The organism is Arthrobacter echini, from assembly GCF_008107445.1.
Classification (GTDB): Bacteria; Actinomycetota; Actinomycetes; order Actinomycetales; family Micrococcaceae; genus Arthrobacter_D; species Arthrobacter_D echini_A.
Genome location: NZ_VSLD01000005.1, coordinates 37398 through 55581, shown reverse-complemented (window position 1 = coordinate 55581; position 18184 = coordinate 37398). Strand labels below are relative to the sequence as shown.

Annotated in this window: 22 protein-coding genes; all 22 read left to right on the top strand. The window is 70.6% G+C overall.

Annotation, left to right across the window (positions count from 1 at the left end; translation table 11 throughout):
• Window positions 1–101: 101 nt before the first annotated feature.
• The 22 genes from FQ377_RS10725 (at window position 102) to FQ377_RS10620 (ending at window position 18181) form a co-directional block, all read left to right on the top strand.
• Window positions 102–443, top strand: coding sequence for a flagellar basal body rod protein FlgB (locus FQ377_RS10725; RefSeq protein ID WP_148601268.1), 342 nt, complete (start codon window positions 102–104; stop codon window positions 441–443).
• Window positions 443–835, top strand: a complete 393-nt coding sequence (locus FQ377_RS10720) for a flagellar basal body rod protein FlgC (RefSeq protein ID WP_148601267.1) — start codon at window positions 443–445, stop codon at window positions 833–835. The genes FQ377_RS10725 and FQ377_RS10720 overlap by 1 nt, the downstream gene beginning before the upstream one ends.
• Window positions 835–1137 carry a flagellar hook-basal body complex protein FliE gene (gene fliE / locus FQ377_RS10715; protein ID WP_148601266.1) on the top strand — a complete coding sequence of 101 codons (303 nt, stop codon included), beginning with the start codon at window positions 835–837 and terminating at the stop codon, window positions 1135–1137. The genes FQ377_RS10720 and fliE overlap by 1 nt, the downstream gene beginning before the upstream one ends.
• On the top strand, window positions 1137–2777 hold the full coding sequence (gene fliF, locus FQ377_RS10710; protein ID WP_148601265.1) for a flagellar basal-body MS-ring/collar protein FliF: 1641 nt from the start codon (window positions 1137–1139) through the stop codon (window positions 2775–2777). Before fliE ends, fliF begins: the two co-directional genes overlap by 1 nt.
• Window positions 2774–3796: a flagellar motor switch protein FliG gene (fliG, locus tag FQ377_RS10705; RefSeq protein ID WP_187393331.1), complete on the top strand. Its 1023-nt coding sequence runs from the start codon at window positions 2774–2776 to the stop codon at window positions 3794–3796. Before fliF ends, fliG begins: the two co-directional genes overlap by 4 nt.
• Window positions 3786–4391: a FliH/SctL family protein gene (locus tag FQ377_RS10700; RefSeq protein ID WP_148601264.1), complete on the top strand. Its 606-nt coding sequence runs from the start codon at window positions 3786–3788 to the stop codon at window positions 4389–4391. The genes fliG and FQ377_RS10700 overlap by 11 nt, the downstream gene beginning before the upstream one ends.
• Window positions 4388–5716 carry a FliI/YscN family ATPase gene (locus FQ377_RS10695; RefSeq protein ID WP_148601263.1) on the top strand — a complete coding sequence of 443 codons (1329 nt, stop codon included), beginning with the start codon at window positions 4388–4390 and terminating at the stop codon, window positions 5714–5716. Before FQ377_RS10700 ends, FQ377_RS10695 begins: the two co-directional genes overlap by 4 nt.
• Window positions 5716–6150, top strand: a complete 435-nt coding sequence (locus tag FQ377_RS10690; RefSeq protein WP_148601262.1) for a flagellar export protein FliJ — start codon at window positions 5716–5718, stop codon at window positions 6148–6150. The genes FQ377_RS10695 and FQ377_RS10690 overlap by 1 nt, the downstream gene beginning before the upstream one ends.
• On the top strand, window positions 6147–6959 hold the full coding sequence (locus tag FQ377_RS10685; protein ID WP_148601261.1) for a C40 family peptidase: 813 nt from the start codon (window positions 6147–6149) through the stop codon (window positions 6957–6959). The genes FQ377_RS10690 and FQ377_RS10685 overlap by 4 nt, the downstream gene beginning before the upstream one ends.
• Window positions 6956–8926, top strand: a complete 1971-nt coding sequence (locus FQ377_RS10680) for a flagellar hook-length control protein FliK (RefSeq protein WP_148601260.1) — start codon at window positions 6956–6958, stop codon at window positions 8924–8926. The genes FQ377_RS10685 and FQ377_RS10680 overlap by 4 nt, the downstream gene beginning before the upstream one ends.
• A gap of 15 nt (window positions 8927–8941) precedes the next feature.
• Entirely contained in the window at window positions 8942–9400 is a 459-nt protein-coding gene (locus tag FQ377_RS10675; RefSeq protein ID WP_148601259.1) for a flagellar hook assembly protein FlgD, read from the top strand.
• A gap of 72 nt (window positions 9401–9472) precedes the next feature.
• Window positions 9473–10639: a flagellar hook protein FlgE gene (locus FQ377_RS10670; RefSeq protein WP_148601258.1), complete on the top strand. Its 1167-nt coding sequence runs from the start codon at window positions 9473–9475 to the stop codon at window positions 10637–10639.
• 196 nt (window positions 10640–10835) lie between these two features.
• Window positions 10836–11189, top strand: coding sequence for a flagellar FlbD family protein (locus tag FQ377_RS10665; RefSeq protein ID WP_148601257.1), 354 nt, complete (start codon window positions 10836–10838; stop codon window positions 11187–11189).
• Window positions 11189–12028, top strand: coding sequence for a motility protein A (locus FQ377_RS10660; protein WP_148601256.1), 840 nt, complete (start codon window positions 11189–11191; stop codon window positions 12026–12028). The genes FQ377_RS10665 and FQ377_RS10660 overlap by 1 nt, the downstream gene beginning before the upstream one ends.
• Window positions 12025–12948, top strand: a complete 924-nt coding sequence (locus FQ377_RS10655; RefSeq protein WP_148601255.1) for an OmpA/MotB family protein — start codon at window positions 12025–12027, stop codon at window positions 12946–12948. The genes FQ377_RS10660 and FQ377_RS10655 overlap by 4 nt, the downstream gene beginning before the upstream one ends.
• Before the next feature lie 40 nt (window positions 12949–12988).
• Window positions 12989–13900 (top strand): flagellar motor switch protein FliM, encoded by a 912-nt coding sequence (locus FQ377_RS10650; protein ID WP_262364408.1) that lies wholly within the window; start codon window positions 12989–12991, stop codon window positions 13898–13900.
• Window positions 13897–14601 carry a flagellar motor switch protein FliN gene (gene fliN, locus FQ377_RS10645; RefSeq protein ID WP_148601254.1) on the top strand — a complete coding sequence of 235 codons (705 nt, stop codon included), beginning with the start codon at window positions 13897–13899 and terminating at the stop codon, window positions 14599–14601. The genes FQ377_RS10650 and fliN overlap by 4 nt, the downstream gene beginning before the upstream one ends.
• Window positions 14601–15164 (top strand): FliO/MopB family protein, encoded by a 564-nt coding sequence (locus FQ377_RS10640; protein WP_148601253.1) that lies wholly within the window; start codon window positions 14601–14603, stop codon window positions 15162–15164. Before fliN ends, FQ377_RS10640 begins: the two co-directional genes overlap by 1 nt.
• Window positions 15161–16042, top strand: a complete 882-nt coding sequence (gene fliP / locus FQ377_RS10635) for a flagellar type III secretion system pore protein FliP (protein WP_262364407.1) — start codon at window positions 15161–15163, stop codon at window positions 16040–16042. Before FQ377_RS10640 ends, fliP begins: the two co-directional genes overlap by 4 nt.
• 1 nt (window position 16043) lies before the next feature.
• On the top strand, window positions 16044–16319 hold the full coding sequence (gene fliQ, locus FQ377_RS10630; RefSeq protein ID WP_148601252.1) for a flagellar biosynthesis protein FliQ: 276 nt from the start codon (window positions 16044–16046) through the stop codon (window positions 16317–16319).
• Between the two features lies 1 nt (window position 16320).
• The gene (locus tag FQ377_RS10625; protein WP_148601251.1) at window positions 16321–17079 is read left to right on the top strand and encodes a flagellar biosynthetic protein FliR; all 759 of its coding nucleotides are present in this window, start codon (window positions 16321–16323) and stop codon (window positions 17077–17079) included.
• A gap of 1 nt (window position 17080) precedes the next feature.
• Window positions 17081–18181 (top strand): EscU/YscU/HrcU family type III secretion system export apparatus switch protein, encoded by a 1101-nt coding sequence (locus tag FQ377_RS10620; protein ID WP_148601250.1) that lies wholly within the window; start codon window positions 17081–17083, stop codon window positions 18179–18181.
• Window positions 18182–18184 lie beyond the last annotated feature (3 nt).

Genomic DNA, 18184 nt, shown 5'->3' with positions numbered 1-18184 from the left:
CACCTACCGGTAGGCATCCGATAGTCCCCGGTGAGCATGGATAGCTCACCCGCAGGCCATGGATCGGCCGCTCAGCCTTGCCTGGAGAAGGTTCTGCCGCCGTGCTCGATTCCGTACATTCGCTCGCCCTGCGAAGCGCCCTCGATGGGCTGGCCCTGCGCCAGCGCGTCACGGCGAACAACATCGCCAATGTGAACACGCCCGGCTTCCACGCCGAGCGGGTCAGCTTCGAGGACGCCCTGGCGCGCTCTGTCTCCGTGGGGGGAGGCAGTGTGCAGGCCACCACCGAGACCTCGCTCGAGCCGACGCGGCTCAACGGCAGCAACGTGAACCTGGACACCGAGACGCTCTCGAACATCGACACCGTGCTCCGCTTCCAGTTCGCGGCCCGGGCCGTGGAGAGTCCCTTCACCAGCATCCGCGCAGCCCTCAGGACCTCCTGATGACCTTCGACGCCATCGGGATCTCCGGCACGGGCCTGACCCTCCATCGCAAGTGGCTCGACGCCGTGGCCGACAACATGGCCAACGCGAACACCGTGACCGCCACCGACGGCGCTGCCTTCCAGCAGCGCTACATCACGGCCCGGGCCGACGGCAACGGCCAGGGTGCCTACGTGGCCGGCGCCGAGTTCGGCAGCGCGGAGGGCCGCATGGTCCACGAACCCTCCCACCCCCTCGCGGACGAGGCCGGGTACGTCCGCTACCCGGACATCGACATGAGCGCCCAGATGGGCCAGCTCATCATGGCCCAGCGCGGCTACCAGGCCAATGCCGCCGTCGTCGACCGCGCCAAGGCAACCTACGAGGCCGCCCTCCAGATCGGACGTTCCTGATGCCCATTCCCGCACTCGGTGCCATCCAGCCCGCCGCGACCTCCTACCTGCCGGCGGCAGGCGCCGCCCCCGGCGCCGGTGGTGAGGGTTTTGCAACCTCGCTCACCTCGGCCGTGGACAACCTGCAGTCCGTGCAGTCGTCCTCGAACGAACTCGCCATCCAGGCCGTCACGGGCGACCTGAGCGACATCCACAACGCGACGATCGCCTCGACGCGCGCCCAGGTGACGCTCGAACTCGTCGCCGCCGTCCGGAACAAGGGCGTTGACGCCTTCAACGAGATCATGAGGATGCAGGCCTGATGCCCAGCCCGATGTCGAACGCCGCCACCCGTCTCGGGGACGCCGTCAAGAGCTTCACCGTAGCCCAGCGCACCATCGCGATCATCGGCGTCGCCGTGCTGCTCCTCGGTGGGATCGCCCTCACCTCCTGGCTGTCCAAGCCCTCCTACACGCCCCTGTTCTCGGGGCTCAGCGGTGAGGACGCCAGCACCATCGTGGACCAGCTGCAGACCGATGGCGTCCCCTACGAGCTGAGCAACGGCGGCGGGACCATCATGGTCCCCGAGACCGCCGTGTACGACCAGCGGATCAAGGCGGCCTCCGCCGGCCTGCCGTCGTCGTCCACCGCCGGGTACTCCCTGCTCGACGACATGGGGGTCACCTCCTCGGAGTTCCAGCAGTCCACCACCTACAAGCGGGCCCTGGAGGGCGAACTGGCCGCCACGGTGTCCGCGATCGACGGTGTCAAGACCGCCACCGTGCGGCTCGCGATCCCCGAGGACACCGTGTTCGTGGCCGAGCAGGGCAAGCCGACGGCCTCCGTCTTCGTGGAGACCACGCCCGGCACCACGCTCTCGAGCAGCCAGGTCCAGGCCATCACGCATCTGACGTCCGCCTCGATCGACCGCATGGACGCCTCCGACGTCGCCGTGATCGACGCCCAGGGCACGGTGCTCTCCGCCGTCGGCGTCGGAGCAACCGGCGGCTCGGACCAGCAGGCCTCCGACTACGAGAAGCGCGTCGCGGCCTCCGTGCAGACGATGCTCGACCGCGTGGTCGGGGTGGGCAACGCGACCGTCGTCGTCGCCGCGGACATGAAGCTCGAGAGCGGCGAGCGTGTGGAGGAGAGCTTCTCCACGCCGGAGGACGGCCCCGCCCTCAACGAATCGAGCACCACCGAGGCGTACGAGGGAGCAGGTCGTGGCAATGCCGGCGTCCTCGGCCCCGACAACATCGCCGTGCCGGAGGGCGGCGCGAACGGCGACGGGACGTTCAACTCCGAGACCAGCACGCGCAACAACGCCGTGAACAAGACCACGGAGTCCACCATCGTCCCGGCCGGCGGCATCAACAGGCAGACCATCTCCGTGGCGGTCAACCAGGGCGCCACCGCCAATCTGAATGTCGCGACCCTCACGGATCTGGTCTCCAGCGCCGCGGGCATCGATGCGGCGCGGGGCGACATCGTCACGGTCGAGGAGCTGCGGTTCAACAACGCCGACGCGCAGGCGGCTGCGGATGCCCTCGCCGAGGCTGACAAGGCCCTGGCCGAAGCGCAGCGTGCGGAGCTGATCCGGACCCTGGCCATCGTGGCGGCCATCCTGCTCGTCGCGATCATCGTCCTGATCGTCTACGCCCGCCGTTCGCGCCGCCAGCGGCGCGAACCCCTGGACCTCGGTGAGCTGCAGGGCGTCTACCCGGCCATCCCCGCGCCGAGTGCTCCCGCCCTCGACCCCGCGGTGGCCCTCATCAGCCCCATCGAGCCTGCGCCGAACACCACCTCGATCGACGTCGGGGCCGTGCAGAGCGCCCTGCAGGCAGCCTCGGCCGACACCGAGCTGCAGCGCATGCGCTCGGACATCGACCAGCTCGCCTCGGAGGACCCCGCCAAGACGGCGGAGTACCTGCGCAGCATGATGGATGACAGGCAGAGCGTATGAGCACCATAGTGCGCACCGCTGTCTCGGGAACGCAGAAGGCCGCGATGGTCCTCATGCAGCTGGACCAGGGGCGCGCCGCCGAGGTGCTCCGGCAGATGTCGGAGTCGGAGGCCGAGGAGATCGTCGCGGAGATCGTACGCCTGCAGCGTGTGGAGCCGGCGGCGGCCGAGGAAGCGATCGTGGAGTTCCACGAGATGGCCACGAGCGGCCGACGCCGCACCCGCGGCGGCATGGAGATCGCCATCGGCCTCCTCGAGTCCTCCTTCGGCGCCGAGCGTGCCGCGGGCCTGGTGGGACGCCTCGCCTCGACCGCTGCCGGAAAATCCTTCGAGTTCCTCGAGTCGGTGGAGCCCGGCCAGATCCAGAGTGTCCTCGAGGGCGAGCTGCCCCAGACCATAGCCCTGGTCCTGGCGCACCTGCGACCGGACCAGGCCTCGACCGTGCTCACGGGGCTGCTGCCCACAAGCCGCACCGACGTGGCACAGTGCATCGCGACCATGGGCTCGGCCACACCCGAGGCCGTCTCCGTGGTCGCGGACAGCATCAGGGTCAGGGCCGGGGCCGTGGCCGCCCCGCGACAGGGCACGACGGCGATCGGTGGCATCCAGCCGCTCGTGGACATCATCAACCGCTCCGATGTCAGCACCGAACGCGAGCTGCTCGACGGCCTCGAGATCCGCGACCCTGTCCTGGCGGAGCAGGTGCGAGCCCGCATGCTGACCTTCGCGGACATCGTGAACCTGGAACGCCGCGACGTCCAGCAGGTGCTGCGCGGCATCGACTCCGCGGTGCTCGCACTTGCCATGAAGGGCGCAGCCGAAGCCGTGATAAGCGTGATCCGCGCCAATGTCTCCGAGCGCAACAGGGAGATCCTCGACGACGAGCTCCGCGCCGTGGGCCCGGTGCGTGTCTCCCAGGTGGAGGAGGCACGCGCCGAGGTGGTGCGCGCCATCCGCGATCTCGAGGCGCAGGGCACCATCACCATCCAGCGTGGGGACGAGGACGAGTATGTCGACTGAAGCGCTCGTTCCCTTCTCGTTCCCGCTGCTCGGCCCCGGTTCGGGCAAGGCGGCACAGGACACGGCTGCGGCCCGTGGCCACGCGGCGGGCTACGCCGACGGCCTGGCGCTCGCTCGCCTCGAACTGGCCGAGCAGCAGACCCGGATGGACCTCGACCGCGCGGCCGAGCGTCGTCACGCCGAACAGCGCCTCGCCGGTCGGGTGAGCGTGCTCGACGCCGCCGCGCGTGCGCTCGAGCGGCAGAGCGCCCCGTCGCTCACCGAGGCCAGGACCCGCATCCTCGATGCGGCCCTCGAGATCGCCGAGGCACTGCTGGGACAGGCGCTGCAGGACGGGCCGTCCTCAGCACGTGCAGCCGTGGCGCGTGCCCTCGGTGCGGCCGACGGCGAGGAGGTACGGGCCGTGCGGCTCCATCCCGCCGATCTGGCCGAGATCCCGTCCACGGAGGTCCCCGCCGGGCTCACGCTCGTCGCCGACGGCTCGCTGCAGCGCGGCGACGCCGTGGCGGAGTGCCCGAACGGACACCTCGACGCCCGGCTCGGCACGGCGCTGGCACGTGTCCGCGACGCCCTGGGATCGGGTGACCCGGCATGAGCCTGGCACCCGACCGCACGCTCGACGGCATCCTGCAGCTCGCCCGGGCCGCCGCCGCACCCCAGCGGGTGGGCCGCGTGGCCTCCGTGGTGGGCCTCGGCGTCGACGTGGTGGGCCTCGACTGCGCGATCGGCGACGTCGTCACCATCGGGGAGACCTCGCCCGTGGAGGCCGAGGTGGTCGCCGCCTCCCTCACCGGGCTGCGCTGCATGCCCTTCGCCCATCTCTCCGGTATCCAGGCAGGGGCACCCGTGCGTACCCAGGGATCCCCGCTCCTGGTCCCGGTGGGTCCCGGCCTGCTGGGCAGGGTGCTCGACGGCGTGGGCCGGCCCATCGACGGGCGGGGTCCGCTGACCGACGTCGCCTGGGTATCGCTGGGCAATACTCCTCCGGCCGCTCTCGAACGCACCCGCATCACCGAACCCCTGCAGCTCGGGGTCCGGGTCATGGACACCCTCACCACGGTGGGCCGGGGCCAGCGCATGGGCCTGTTCGCCGGCTCCGGTGTGGGCAAGTCCTCACTGCTGTCCATGATCGCGCGCGGCACGGACGCCGCGGTGTCCGTGATCGCCCTCGTGGGGGAGCGGGGCCGCGAGGTCCGCGACTTCCTCGAGGACGATCTCGGCGCCGAGGGCCTCGCACGCTCCATCGTGGTGGTCTCGACGTCGGACGAACCGGCACTGCTGCGCCTGCGGGCGGCGTTCGTGGCCACACGCATCGCCGAGGCCTTCCGCGACGACGGCGCCGACGTCATGCTCATGATGGATTCGCTCACGCGCGTCGCCATGGCGCAGCGGGAGATCGGCCTGAGCGTCGGCGAGCCTCCCGCCACCCGCGGGTACCCGCCGTCCACCTTCTCCCTGCTCGCGCAACTGCTCGAACGGGCAGGTACTGCGGCCCGCGGCTCGGTCACCGGCATGTACACCGTGCTCGTGGACGGTGACGACCACAACGAACCCGTGGCCGACGCCGCGCGCTCCATCCTCGACGGACACATCGTGCTCGACCGCAAGCTGGCGGTCGCCGGACATTTCCCGTCCATCGACCCGCTCGCCTCCATCTCGCGCGTGGCCTCCCGCGTCACCACCCGCGAGCAGGCTGCGGCCGCCGGCCTGCTGCGCAAGGCCCTCGCCGCACGCAAGGCGGCACAGGACCTGATCGACGTCGGCGCCTACCACCGCGGATCCAATCCGCTGGTCGACGCCGCCGTGGACCACGAACCGGCGATCAACGCCTTCCTCCAGCAGCGCATGGACGAACGCACTCCGTTCGGCGACGCCTGGAACCGCATCACCCTCCTCACCCGATCGATGGGAATCATCTGATGACACGCCAGTTCCCCCTCGCAGGCCTGCTCAGGCTGCGGCACCTCCGCGAGGACCAGGCCGCAGGGTCTCTGGCGCTCGCCAACGAGAACCTCCGGACCTCGCGTGCCCGCACCGACGGCGTCAGCGATGCCCTCGTCGCCACGGATCTCGACCCGTCCGGGTCGGCGTCGCTGCACGCGGTGGCCGCGGCCAGGGCCTCGGCCCGCAGCATGCTCGCCGATCTGCAGTCGCTCGAGCTCGAGCTGCGGTCCGAGCAGGACCGCGCCCAGGACCGCTACCGTGCGGCCCGTGCCGAGACCGTGGGTCTGGAGAAGCTCGAGGAACGCCATCGCGACACCGAAGCCGCCGCCGTGATCGGTGCGGAGCAGCTGGTCCTCGACGAGCTCGCCACCACCGGTGCGGGTCGCCGGAGCGGGGAGGCACGGCCATGATGACCGACGCCGTCAGCCGGGTCCAGCAGATCCAGTCCACCCTTGGGATGCTCGCGGCGCCCGCCGTCCGTGCCGCGTCCTCGTCGACCACCGCGACAGGCGCCGGGACCACTGCCGCGGGTACGTCCTCGACGAGCGCGACGACGCGCACGGCCCCGTCCGCCCCCGCGACACCCGGCGGTTCCCCTGCCGGGACCTCGAAGGGCGCCGTGGCCTCGGGCGAACTGTTCGCCGATGCGCTCGCGGAGGCGACGGCTCCCGCCGTCGTGGAGGAGATCGCGCCTGCGCCCGCCGCCGATCCGGCGCCCGACGTCGTGCCCGCGCCGTCCTCCTCCGACGCCGACCGGCTCATCGCGGCGGCCAAGGCCTACGAGGGTGTGCCCTACGTGTGGGGTGGCACCGACCCGGCCGTGGGCCTCGACTGCTCGGGGTTCCTGCAGCGCGCCTTTGCCGACATCGGCATCGAGATCCCGCGCGTGACCTGGGACCAGATGAATGCCGGCACCCAGGTGCCGTCCCTCGCCGAGGCGCAGCCCGGCGACCTCCTGTTCAGCTTCGACGGGGGCCACGTCTCCATGTACCTGGGCGACGGCAAGGCGATCGATGCCCCGCAGCCCGGGTCCAACGTCGCCGTGCGAGACATGTGGGAGACCGACGCGAACATCACCACCATCCGCCGCATCCTGCCAGGGGGATCGGCCTCCGTGGCGCCTGCTCCGGCGTCCGCTGCGACGGCACTCGTGTCCGATCCCGCGGTCGACGAAGCACTCGCCACCCAGGCCGCCTTCCTCGCGAGCATGGCCCGATGAGTCCACTGCTGGGTCTGCCCATCACGCCGTCCCGCGATGCCCTGCGCTCGGATCGTCCTGCCGTTGGCACCCGGGACACGGGAGCGGCGTCGTCGTTCGGCGAGGCGTTCCGCAGGCATGCCGCGGTCGGGGCAGGGCGCTCCTCGGTGGACCGTCCCGGAACGACGGCGGACCAAGCTCGGGCCGGTGTGGCCCCGGGGCTCCGCGGCGGAGTTCCTGCCGGACCCGCGGCGCAGGGCACGTCCGGCCTGCGCACCGGCGCCGGGCAGGTGAGCCCTGATGATGCAGGGCTCCAGGGCGGCAGTCGTGAGGCCGGTTCCGCTGCCGACGTCGCGCCGACGGGCGAGCCGGCATCCGGAGCGCGGACGGGGGCAGGGCAGGGCCAGACAACGAGCCAGACAACGGGCCAGACGACGAGTCAGGCGGCGCCGACCGCAACCGGGCAGGCATCCGCCTCGGTATCAGTCTCGGTCATGGGTGCTCCCGCGGCCGGCGATCCGGCGGTAGGACACCCTGTGCCGGGCAATCCCGGGCCGGTCACCACTGGATCGATCGTTGCTGTGCCGATCGTTGCTGCGGAGGCGACCGCCCCGGTGGACCCGGCTGCTCCTGCTGTGGGCGATTCCGCCATCGGCACGACACCGTCATCACCGTGGCCCTCCACCCCTGCACTCCCTGCAGGGGCGCCAGGATCCGCAGGCGCCGACGCGGCCGCAGCGAGTGTGCCGGCCGATCTGTCCGCTCCGACGTCGGACGCGAACGATTCTTCGTCGACCACACCAGGGATGAGCGGGACCGGACCGCAGGGACAGCCGTCAGCCGCCGCAGGCGACGGTGCTACAGCACCGGGACGGACAGCATCACCAGCCCCCACGGCGCTGCCGGACCGTACGACCTCACCCGCGACCTCACCCGCGACCTGGACCGACGCGCAGACATCGGTCGGGTCGTTGCCCGCGACCGATTCGACCTCCGGGCATCCCTCGGCCGAGGCAGAGCCCGCCACTCCGTCCGCCACTCCGTCCGCCGCGACGGAGCCCGCCACTCCGTCCGCCGCGACGGTGCCCGGCGGCGCCCAGGCAGCGGGAGCGGGCGCAGTAACCACAGCAGCCCCGACCACTCCCGTAGCCACCGGTTCTCCGACGCGATCCACCGCGGCACCCGGTGCAGCGGTCGCCGGAACATCACGCGCGACGCCCTCAGTCACATCCCCGGCCGCCGGCACTGCGGAGGTAGCGACCGGCGCCGGCACAGCGGAGGAAGCGATCGGCGCCAGGGTCGTCGAGGGTGAGACAGGCCCGACCCGTGCAGTTCCTGCCGGCCCGGCGGGAGCAGCAGCTGCGGCTGCCGCGGCTCCCGCTCCGGAAGGGGATCCGGAAGCAGCGGGCGCACCCGCCGCGTCCGGAGGGGGAGTGTCACCTGCAGCGGAATCGGCCGATACCCCGGCGGTCCCGTCCGTCCGGTCCGACCTCCAGGCTCCCATGACGCAGCAGGCAGCCGCTCCCGCTCCCGCCACGGCCGCCTCAGCGGAAGCGCCCGCACCCGCGGCCGCCCGCCCCCACGTCCCGCTGCCGCACCAGCTCGGCACCCCGGCCTTCGCGCTCGCCCGGGCTGCGGCCGATGCCCCGAACGGCACGAGCACCATCACCGTCACCGTGGCGCCCGATGATCTCGGTCCCATCACCATCCGGGCGAGCGTCTCGGCGGACGGGACGAGGATCGAGTTCTTCTCCTCCACCGACGGTGGCCGCGAGGCACTGAGGCAGTCCATGGCCGAGCTCCGACGGGAAGCCTCCTCGTCCGGCCTGTTCGCCTCCCTCGACCTCGGCTCGGGCACACCCGAGGACCGTCAGGAACCCGCTCGTCCCGGGAACCAGCGCTTCCTCCGGAGCGAGCCCGAACCCGCTCCGCTCCATGGAACGGGCCGATCGGCAGCCGGCTCCTCGACCCTCGATCTCTTCGCCTGACCCGAAAGGACTCCCATGCCCATCGATCCGGTCGCGTCCGCGACCTTCGCCCCCACCGTGACACCACCTGCCGGTAGCCAGAAACAGGCCATGGACTCCGAGGTCTTCATGTCGCTGCTCGTGAGCCAGCTGCGCAACCAGGATCCCAGCGCGCCCATGGACACGAACCAGATGATCGGCCAGACCACCCAGCTGGCCATGATGGAGAAGATCACGCAGATGACCGGGCTCAGCGAGGAGAACTTCCACCTCCAGATGCGGTCCTCGGCCGCCGCCCTGATCGGCAACGAGGTCTCCTACGAGGGCGCCGACGGCGTCGTCGCGCAGGGTCTCGCAACAGCCGTCTCCTACAGCGGCCCGGTCCCCACCGTGACGATCGGCGGCAAGAGCATCCCCCTCGATCTCGTCTCCGGCGTCGGGACTCCGACCCCACCGGCCTCACCGGCCTCACCGACTGCCGCCCGCACCTCCTGACGGAACTCCTCTTCACCAGACTTCCCCGACCCACCCTCCTGCTCCACCCCTCCCGCACCGAAAGGCACCACCATGCTTCGCTCGCTCTACTCCGGCATCTCGGGTCTCCGCTCGCACCAGACCATGCTCGACGTCACCGGCAACAACATCGCCAACGTCAACACCACGGGCTTCAAGGCCTCGGCGACGCAGTTCCAGGACACGCTCTCGCAGCTGACCAAGGGCGCGGGAGCGCCACAGGAAGCACTCGGCGGAACCAACCCCGCCCAGGTGGGACTCGGTGTCCAGGTGGCCGGCGTGATCACCAACTTCTCGCAGGGCTCCGCCCAGGCCACGGGCCGCGCCACCGACATGATGATCTCGGGCGACGGCTTCTTCATCACCCGCCAGGGCGGCGAGACCCTCTACACGCGGGCCGGCGCCTTCACGCCCGACGCCGAGGGGCGCCTGGTCACGCCGGACGGTTCGTTCGTGCAGGGCTGGCCCGCCGTCAACGGCGTGGTGCAGGAGGGCGGTGCGCTCGGCGATCTGCGGACCACACGGGGTGCGGTATCGCCGGCTGAGGCCACGACGACGGCCCGTGTCTCGGGCAACCTGCCCTCCGACGCGGCGCAGCCGATCACGGTCGTGGAGGAGGCCTACGACGCGAACGGGGTCACGCGGCAGCTGGAGCTGACCTTCACCCGGGCCGGTGCGGGCTGGAACGTGAGCGGCCGCGACAGCAATGGAGCGGTCGGGAACACGACGCTCACCATGACCAATGGGAAGGCCGCCGCGGGATCCGCCATCACGGTAGGAGGCGTCGCCGTGGACCTCTCGGCGGTGACCGGTTACGCCGAGCTCAAGACCGTCTCCATCTCGGAGCGCAACGGTCGCACGGCCGGCACCCTGGAATCCTTCTCGGTCGGGGCGGACGGCACCCTGATCGGCGCCTTCAGCAACGGTGGCCGCCAGCCGCTGGGTCGCGTGGCGCTCGCCGGCTTCGTCAATCCCGCCGGCCTGGAGAAGGCCGGTGGCTCCGCCTACCGTGCCACGGCGAACTCGGGCAACGGCGAGATCGGCGCTGCGGGTACCAACGGTCTCGGGCCGCTCGACGGCGGCACGCTCGAGATGTCCAACGTGGATCTCTCGCAGGAGTTCACGAACCTGATCGTCGCCCAGCGTGGCTTCCAGGCCAACGCGCGGATCATCACGACGTCGGACGAAGTGCTGCAGGAGCTCGCCAACCTGAAGCGCTGATCCCGACCCGAGGGCCCCTGCCCCACCCTGAACCGGTGCGGGAGCAGGGGCCCTCCTGCGTCCCGGGGCCGGCGTGGCCCCTCGCCGTCCCGCCTGTACGGCGTGCCGGGCGCCTTCGAGCCTTACGCATCGGGGAGCACCTGCCGACAGTGACCGGAAGAGGCCCCGCCGGGGCGTCCCGACCCCAGGATGTCCGATGATCGTGGTGACCCGGCTCAACGAGAGCCAGTTCGCGGTGAATCCCGACCTCATCGAGCGCATCCATGAGAATCCGGACACCACCCTGGTGATGATCGACGGGGCGAAGTACATCGTCACCGAGTCGCTCGACGAGGTGATCGATCTGATCGCCACGTACCGGGCGCGCATCATCACCCTCGCCCGCTTCGCGTCCGAGGACCACCACGACCCGCACGGCGACGCCGGGGACCACACCTCCCCGCGGCCGCTCGGGATCGTCCGCGCGGTCCATCCGGCCGGGACTCCCGAGCCACCCACCGATCGCCATGGCGCTGCTGCGCCCGTACCGCTTCGACCAAGGAACAGCTGATGGATCCCGCAACAATCGTCGGCATTCTCATCGCTTTCGGCTCGCTGTACGCGATGATCACCCTGGAGCACGCCAGTGTCTCGGCGCTCCTGCTGCCGGCACCCATGGTCCTGGTCTTCGGTGCCACCCTCGCCATCGGTATCGCCGGCGGCACGCTCAAGGACTTCATCGTGGCCGTCAAGGCCGTACCGCCGGCGATGAAGGGCAAGACCGTCCCGGCCCAGGACACGATCGACAGCGTGGTGGTGCTCGCCGAGAAGGCTCGCAGCGAGGGGCTCCTGGCCCTCGAGGAGGAGGCCAGCACCGCCACGGACCCCTTCCTGCGCGGGGCGCTGCAGAACATCGCCGACGGCACGGACGGCGAGGAACTGCGCGAGATCCTCGAGGACGAGATCGAGTCGGCCTCCCAGACCAACCGCACGGCCTCGAAGTTCTTCGCGAGCCTCGGTGGGTACGCCCCGACCGTGGGGATCATCGGGACGGTCGTCTCGCTGACCCACGTGCTGGAGAATCTCTCCAGCCCCGACAAGCTCGGACCCATGATCGCCGCGGCGTTCGTCGCGACCCTGTGGGGGCTGCTCTCGGCGAACTTCCTCTGGCTGCCCATCGGCACGCGCATCAAGCGCCTGGGCGAGATGGAGATCGCTCGCATGACCCTCCTCATGGAGGGTGTCCTCGCGGTACAGGCCGGGAGCCAGCCCCGCCTGCTCGGTGAGCGACTGAAGGCCATGGTTCCGCAGCACGAGCAGGGCAAGAGCGGCAAGGCCGGCAAGGACGCCGGGAAGAAGGCGAAGGGCTCGGACGAGGCGATCACCGAGCAGGGCCAGGCCGCCGCGTGAGCAAACGCCCGCACCGCAAACGAGGCCAGGAGCACGCGGAGGAGCACCCGGACGAACGCTGGATGGCGTCCTACATGGACATGGTCACGGTGCTCATGTGCATGTTCATCGTGCTGTACGCGATGTCCTCGGTGGACCAGCAGAAGTTCGAGCAGTTGCGTGCCTCGCTCGCCACGGGCTTCGGCACCGTGGAGACGGCCACCGTGGATACCGCCGAGGGTACCGTGGTCCCCGCCGACCGCGTCAACGACGAGGGCGAATCGTTCGCAGGGGGAGCCGCGTTCGCGGATGCCGACCCTGAGACACAGAAGGACGAGCCGGGTGCCGCAGAGATCGCAGCACCGACGCCGTCACCCCTGCCCTCGGCCAAGGGAGACGCCGCCGAGCCGGCGGGCGACCGCGAACGGGCGATCGCCGAGGTCGAGTCCCTCCGTGCACTGCAGGAGCGGATCGACGGCGAGCTCCGTGGCGACGAGCTCGACGAGGCCGTCCGCTTCGTCATCGACGAGCGGGGGCTGACCATCCGGCTCGTCAGCTCCGAGACCTTCTTCCTCCCGGACAGCGCCGAGCTGACCGACCAGACCCTCCGAGTCCTCGGGGTGGTGGGGCCCATCCTGGCGACCATCCCCAACGAGGTGGGGATCGAGGGGCACACGGCCCGCCTCCCCGCTTCCGTCCCGAGGCCGCTCGACTGGGAACTGTCCACCGAACGCGCGGTCAATGTGGTCCGCCACCTCATCGACTCGGGCAAGGTCCCGTCCCCGCGGCTCTCGGCCATCGGCTACGGTGAATCGCGCCCCCTGGCCCCTGGGACCAGCAAGGCTGAGCTCGAACTCAACCGGCGCGTGGACATCGTGGTCCACTCCGACGAACCCGAGAGCGTGCGCGCCCTCATCCCGGAGATCACCGGCGCCCAGTGATCCGCTAACACCTGGACGACGCCGACCGATAGTCGACTGCGTGACGGTCCAGGAACAACTTTCTTTTGGCGTGCCCGCGGGCACTGCCAGGGCGGTGGATGTCTATGACTTCCGCCGTCCCACCACGCTCGCGCGTGAGCACTCGCGCGTCCTCGAACTCGCCTTCGAGACATTCGCCCGCCAGTGGGGTACGCAGCTGACCGCGAAGGTCCGGGTGATCTCGCAGGTGACCAGCGAGCAGGTCGCCATGCACACCTACAACGAGTACGCGGCCTCCCTGCCGCCGACGACGGCGATGGTCCTGTGCGCCATCCCGGACCAGACCAACAAGGCCGTGATCCAGTTCCCGGCCTCCGCCGGACTGTTCTGGGTGGATTCGATGCTCGGTGGGCATGGCACGGTCCCGCCCGGTGAGCGGAAGTTCACCCAGATCGAGCAGGCGCTCATCCGGCGCCTCATGGACGATGCGCTCGAGGGGCTGCACTACTCGCTCGGGTCGCTCCTCACGCAGCAGCTGAGCATCGACTCGATCCAGTACAACTCGCAGTTCGCCCAGGCAGCGGCGACCACCGAGCTCATGATCGTCGGCACCTTCGAGATCCGGGTGGGCGAGCGGTCGTGCCCGGCCACCGTCGCCATCCCCGCGCAGCTGTTGCTCGGTCAGCTCGGTGACACCAATCCCATGGCCACCGGCGAGGATGCCCGCGAGCTGATCGAGCAGCAGGTGGCGCATGTGCCGGTCGACGTCGCCGTGCAGCTCGCCGCGCTCACGGTCCGGCCCTCGCGCATCCTCGACCTCGCCGTCGGGGACGTCCTGAAGCTGCCGCACCCCCAGCACCGCCCCTTCGAGCTCGCCGTCAGCGGGCAGCGGCTCGGTGAAGCGGCCCTGGGCCAGAACGGCTCCCGCCTTGCCTGCGTAGTAGTGACCACCGAGGAGAACACCACACCATGATTACCACCACCGCCGAGCACGAGGCCGCAACGTCACTGGCAGCACGCCTGCCGCTCCCAGGACCCCTGACGGCCGAGCCCTGCAGCGGCTCCGATGTCCCCTCCACGAACGCCGCCACCGCCGTCGTCGCCTCCTTCGTGGGAGCCTCCTCGGCCGATCTCGCTGTCGTCCTGCTCGACACCCGACCGCTGGCCGCGGCGGCCGGCACGCCGTCACCGCTGGTCTCACCGGCCGATGTGCTGGTGCCCGCCCTCGAGGCGGCCTCGGTCTCCTTCGGTGACGGCGTCCTCGGCACACCGGCCGTGGAGGACGCCGTAGCGCTGTTCCGCGACGCGGAGACCTCCGTGTTCCGCCTGGCGGGCCCCTCCGGTGCGGTGGGCTGGTTCGCCGTGCGCCTGAGGGGAACCCGTCCGGGTGCCGCGCCGCGACGCTCCTCGGGCTCGGCCGGTGCGTCGAACCTCGGCCGCATCAGCAATGTGGAGATGGCCATGACCGTGGAGATCGGCCGCACCCGGATGTCCGTCCGCGATGTGCTCGACCTGGAACCGGGCGCCGTGATCGAGCTGGACCGCTCCGCCGGGGCCCCCGCCGACGTGCTGCTCAACGGCCGGCTCGTGGCACACGGGGAGGTCGTGGTCGTCGACCAGGACTACGCCGTGCGCATCACGCAGATCCTCGACGTCGCAGACGGCGCCCAGTAGTGGACGCCGTGGTCCTCGGCCTGAGGGTGCTCCTGTCCCTCGGCGTGGTCCTCGCGCTGCTCTACGTCCTCCACCGCCGGGTCTCCAAGCTGAACGGGAACCGTGCCGGAGCGGGTCTCCTCTCGGTCGTGGCTCGGCAGGGGATCGGCGCCAAGGCCTCGGTGGTGGTGCTCGACGCCGAGGGCACCCGCTTCTACCTGGGCGTCACCGACCAGTCCGTCGCGGTCCTCCACTCCACGGCGGTACCGCGCGCCCTGCAGTCCGTCCCGGGAGCGGGTGACCTCCCGGCACCGCTCGCCGCCGTCGCAGCTCCCGCCGCTCCGGTTCCCGCCGTCGCGCCAGGACCGGCCCGTGCCGCGCGCTCATCCGACGCCGACTTCGCCGCCTCGCTGCGCGTCGCCCTCGACGAGGAGCCGGCGTTCGCCACGCGTCGCGCAGCCCGTGCCGCGCGTGCCACACCCGCATCCCGGTCGGTCCGGTCCGCGCCCCTGCAGGGCTCGATCCTCTCCCCGGCCACCTGGAAGCAGACCGCAGTCTTCCTGCGGCATGGACGGGCGGGATGAGGACGACGTCGTCCCCGGCAGCCGTCCGCGCACCCGGCACCGCATCGCGGGTGCTGCTCACCCTGGCCGCCGCGATGCTGCTCGCCGTCGTCGTCGTGCTCCTCGGCGCATCCAGCGGTCATGCCGGTGAGCTGGACCCCACCCTCCCCGGCCCGGTCGCGCCGTCGGCGCCCGCCGAGCCGTCCCCGCCCGCAGCACCCGGCAGCGACGACGGCCTGTCCGTGGAGATCAACGGCGTCAACGGTGAGCCGAGCTCCGCCGTCCTGACCCTCATCGGGATCACGCTGCTGTCCGTGGCTCCGGCGCTCCTGCTCATGATGACGTCCTTCACCAAGATCTTCGTGGTGCTCGCCATGACCCGGAACGCGCTCTCGCTGCCGTCCATCCCGCCCAACCAGGTACTCGCCGGACTGGCCCTGTTCCTGTCGCTGTTCATCATGGCGCCGGTCCTGACCGAGATCAACACCCTCGCCGTCCAGCCCTATCTCGACGGCGCCACCACGTTCACCGAGGCACTCGAGGACGGCGCCGGCCCGCTGCAGACCTTCATGCTGGCCCACACGCGCCAGGAGGATCTCGCGCTCATGACGCGGGCCGCCGGGCAACCCAATCCGCAGGACGCCGCGAGCGTCCCGCTGACCACCCTCATCCCGTCCTTCATGATCTCCGAGCTGCGGGCCGCGTTCATCATCGGCTTCGTGATCTTCGTGCCGTTCCTCGTGATCGACCTCGTGGTCTCGGCGGCCCTCATGTCCATGGGCATGATGATGCTCCCGCCCGTCATGATCTCGCTGCCCTTCAAGATCCTCCTGTTCGTCCTCGTGGACGGCTGGGGCATGATCATCACCGCGCTCATCAACAGCTACCAGGGCGGTTGACGTGGACACCAATGCCGTCCTGGACATCGGCGTCGCGGGGATCTGGGTCGCCGCCAAGCTGGCCGCGCCGGTGCTGCTGACCGCACTCGTGGTGGGCTTCGCCATCTCGCTGCTGCAGTCCATCACCCAGATCCAGGAGGTCACGCTCTCCTTCGTACCGAAGGCCGCCGCCGTGTGCATCGCCCTGCTCGTCTGCGGGCACTGGATGATCTCCGAGATGATCGCCTTCACCCACGAGCTCTTCGAGCGCATCCCCGGTCTGCTCGGGGGCGGCTGACATGGACATCACCCTCGACCAGTCCCGCATCGAGGCCATCATGCTCGCCGGCGTCAGGATCGTCGCGTTCCTCGTGATCGCCCCGCCGTTCTCCTACCGCGCCATCCCCGCCCGCGTGAAGGCGATGCTCGGGCTCGGGCTCGCGCTCGCCGTCTCCCCGCAGGTGGCGGACGGGTACGAATCCGGCGGGACCGGGCAGTATGTCGGGGCGCTGGTCCTCGAGCTCGTGGTGGGCGCGGCCCTCGGCTTCCTGGTGCTCGTGGTGTTCTCCGCCATCCAGTCCGCCGGCGGGCTGATCGACCTCTTCGGTGGCTTCTCCCTGGCCCAGGGCTTCGACCCGCAGTCCATGGTCAACGGCGCGCAGTTCGCCCGCCTGTTCCAGCTCACCGCGCTGACGCTGCTCTTCACCTCCGACGGCTACCAGCTGATCATCGGCGGGCTGGTCCGCACCTTCTCCGCCCTGCCCCTCGGGGGCGGACTCGATCTCTCCGAGCCGGTCGACGCCCTCGCCACCGCCGTCACCGGACTCTTCCTCGCCTCGGTCCAGATCGCCGGCCCACTGATCGTTGTCCTGTTCCTGGCCGACGTCGGACTCGGGCTCCTCACGCGCGTGGCGCCGGCGCTCAACGCCTTCGCCCTCGGCTTCCCGCTGAAGATCTTCATCACCCTCAGTCTCGGCGGCATCGTGTTCGTCGCCCTGCCGCGCGTGGTGTCCACCCTCACCGAGAACGCCGTCTCGCTCCTGATGGAGGTGGGCTGACATGGCGGCGGATTCCGGCGAGAAGACCGAGCAGGCCACCGACAAGCGGATGAAGGAGGTCCGCTCCAAGGGCCAGCTCTCCAAGTCCGAGGACTTCACGGCCTGGATCGGCGTGGGGACGGCAGCGGTCCTGCTGCCGTCGCTCATCTCGCGCGCGGCCGACGCCGCCACCGAGCAGCTGGTGCGGGTGGCGGACACCATCGCGCATCCCGACCCGGCGACGGCGCTCGACGCCCTGGCCGACGGCGGAGCCTCGCTCGCAGCGAGCCTCGGGCCGTTCCTCGTGGTGCTGCTCGTGGCGGTCCTCGGGACCGCCGCCGTGCAGGGCGGCATCCAGGTGAAGAAGTTCTCCGGCAAGTTCGAGCAGTTCAACGTGATCAACGGCCTCAAGCGGATCCTCGGCGGACAGGCACTATGGCAGGGAGCAAAGGCCCTGCTCAAGACCACCGTCGTGGCCCTCGTCCTCGTCGTCGTGATCCGCAATCTCATGCCCCTGCTCATGGCCGCGGGCGGACTCTCGGTAGCATCCCTGCTCAACACCGCCGGCGGTGGAGCTGCTGCCCTCCTGCAGTCCGCGGTCCTCGCCGGGCTCGCGCTGGCCGCCCTCGACGTCCTCGTGGTCATGCGCCGCAACCGCAAGAAGACCCGCATGACCAAGAAGGAGGTCAAGGACGAGAACAAGAGTTCCGAGGGTGATCCCCTCATCAAGTCCCAGCGGCGCTCGCGGCAACTGGCCATGAGCCGCAACCGCATGATCGCCGCCGTGGGCGGGGCCGACGTCGTCCTCGTCAACCCCACGCACGTGGCCGTGGCCCTGAAGTACGAGCCGGGGCGGTCGGCACCCCGCGTGGTCGCGAAGGGCGCCGGCGTGATCGCGGCGAAGATCCGCGAGGAGGCGGAGAAGAAGCAGGTGCCGATGGTCTCCGACATCCCGCTCGCCCGTGCGCTGCACGCCGCGTGCGAACTCGGCCAGGAGATCCCGTTCGAGAACTTCGACCAGGTGGCCCGCATCCTGGCCTTCGTCATGTCCCTCAGGACCAGGGGGGCCGCCCGCGGCCTGCACACCCTGCCCTTCCGTCCCGCAGCCGCTGGAGGCTTCTAGAGC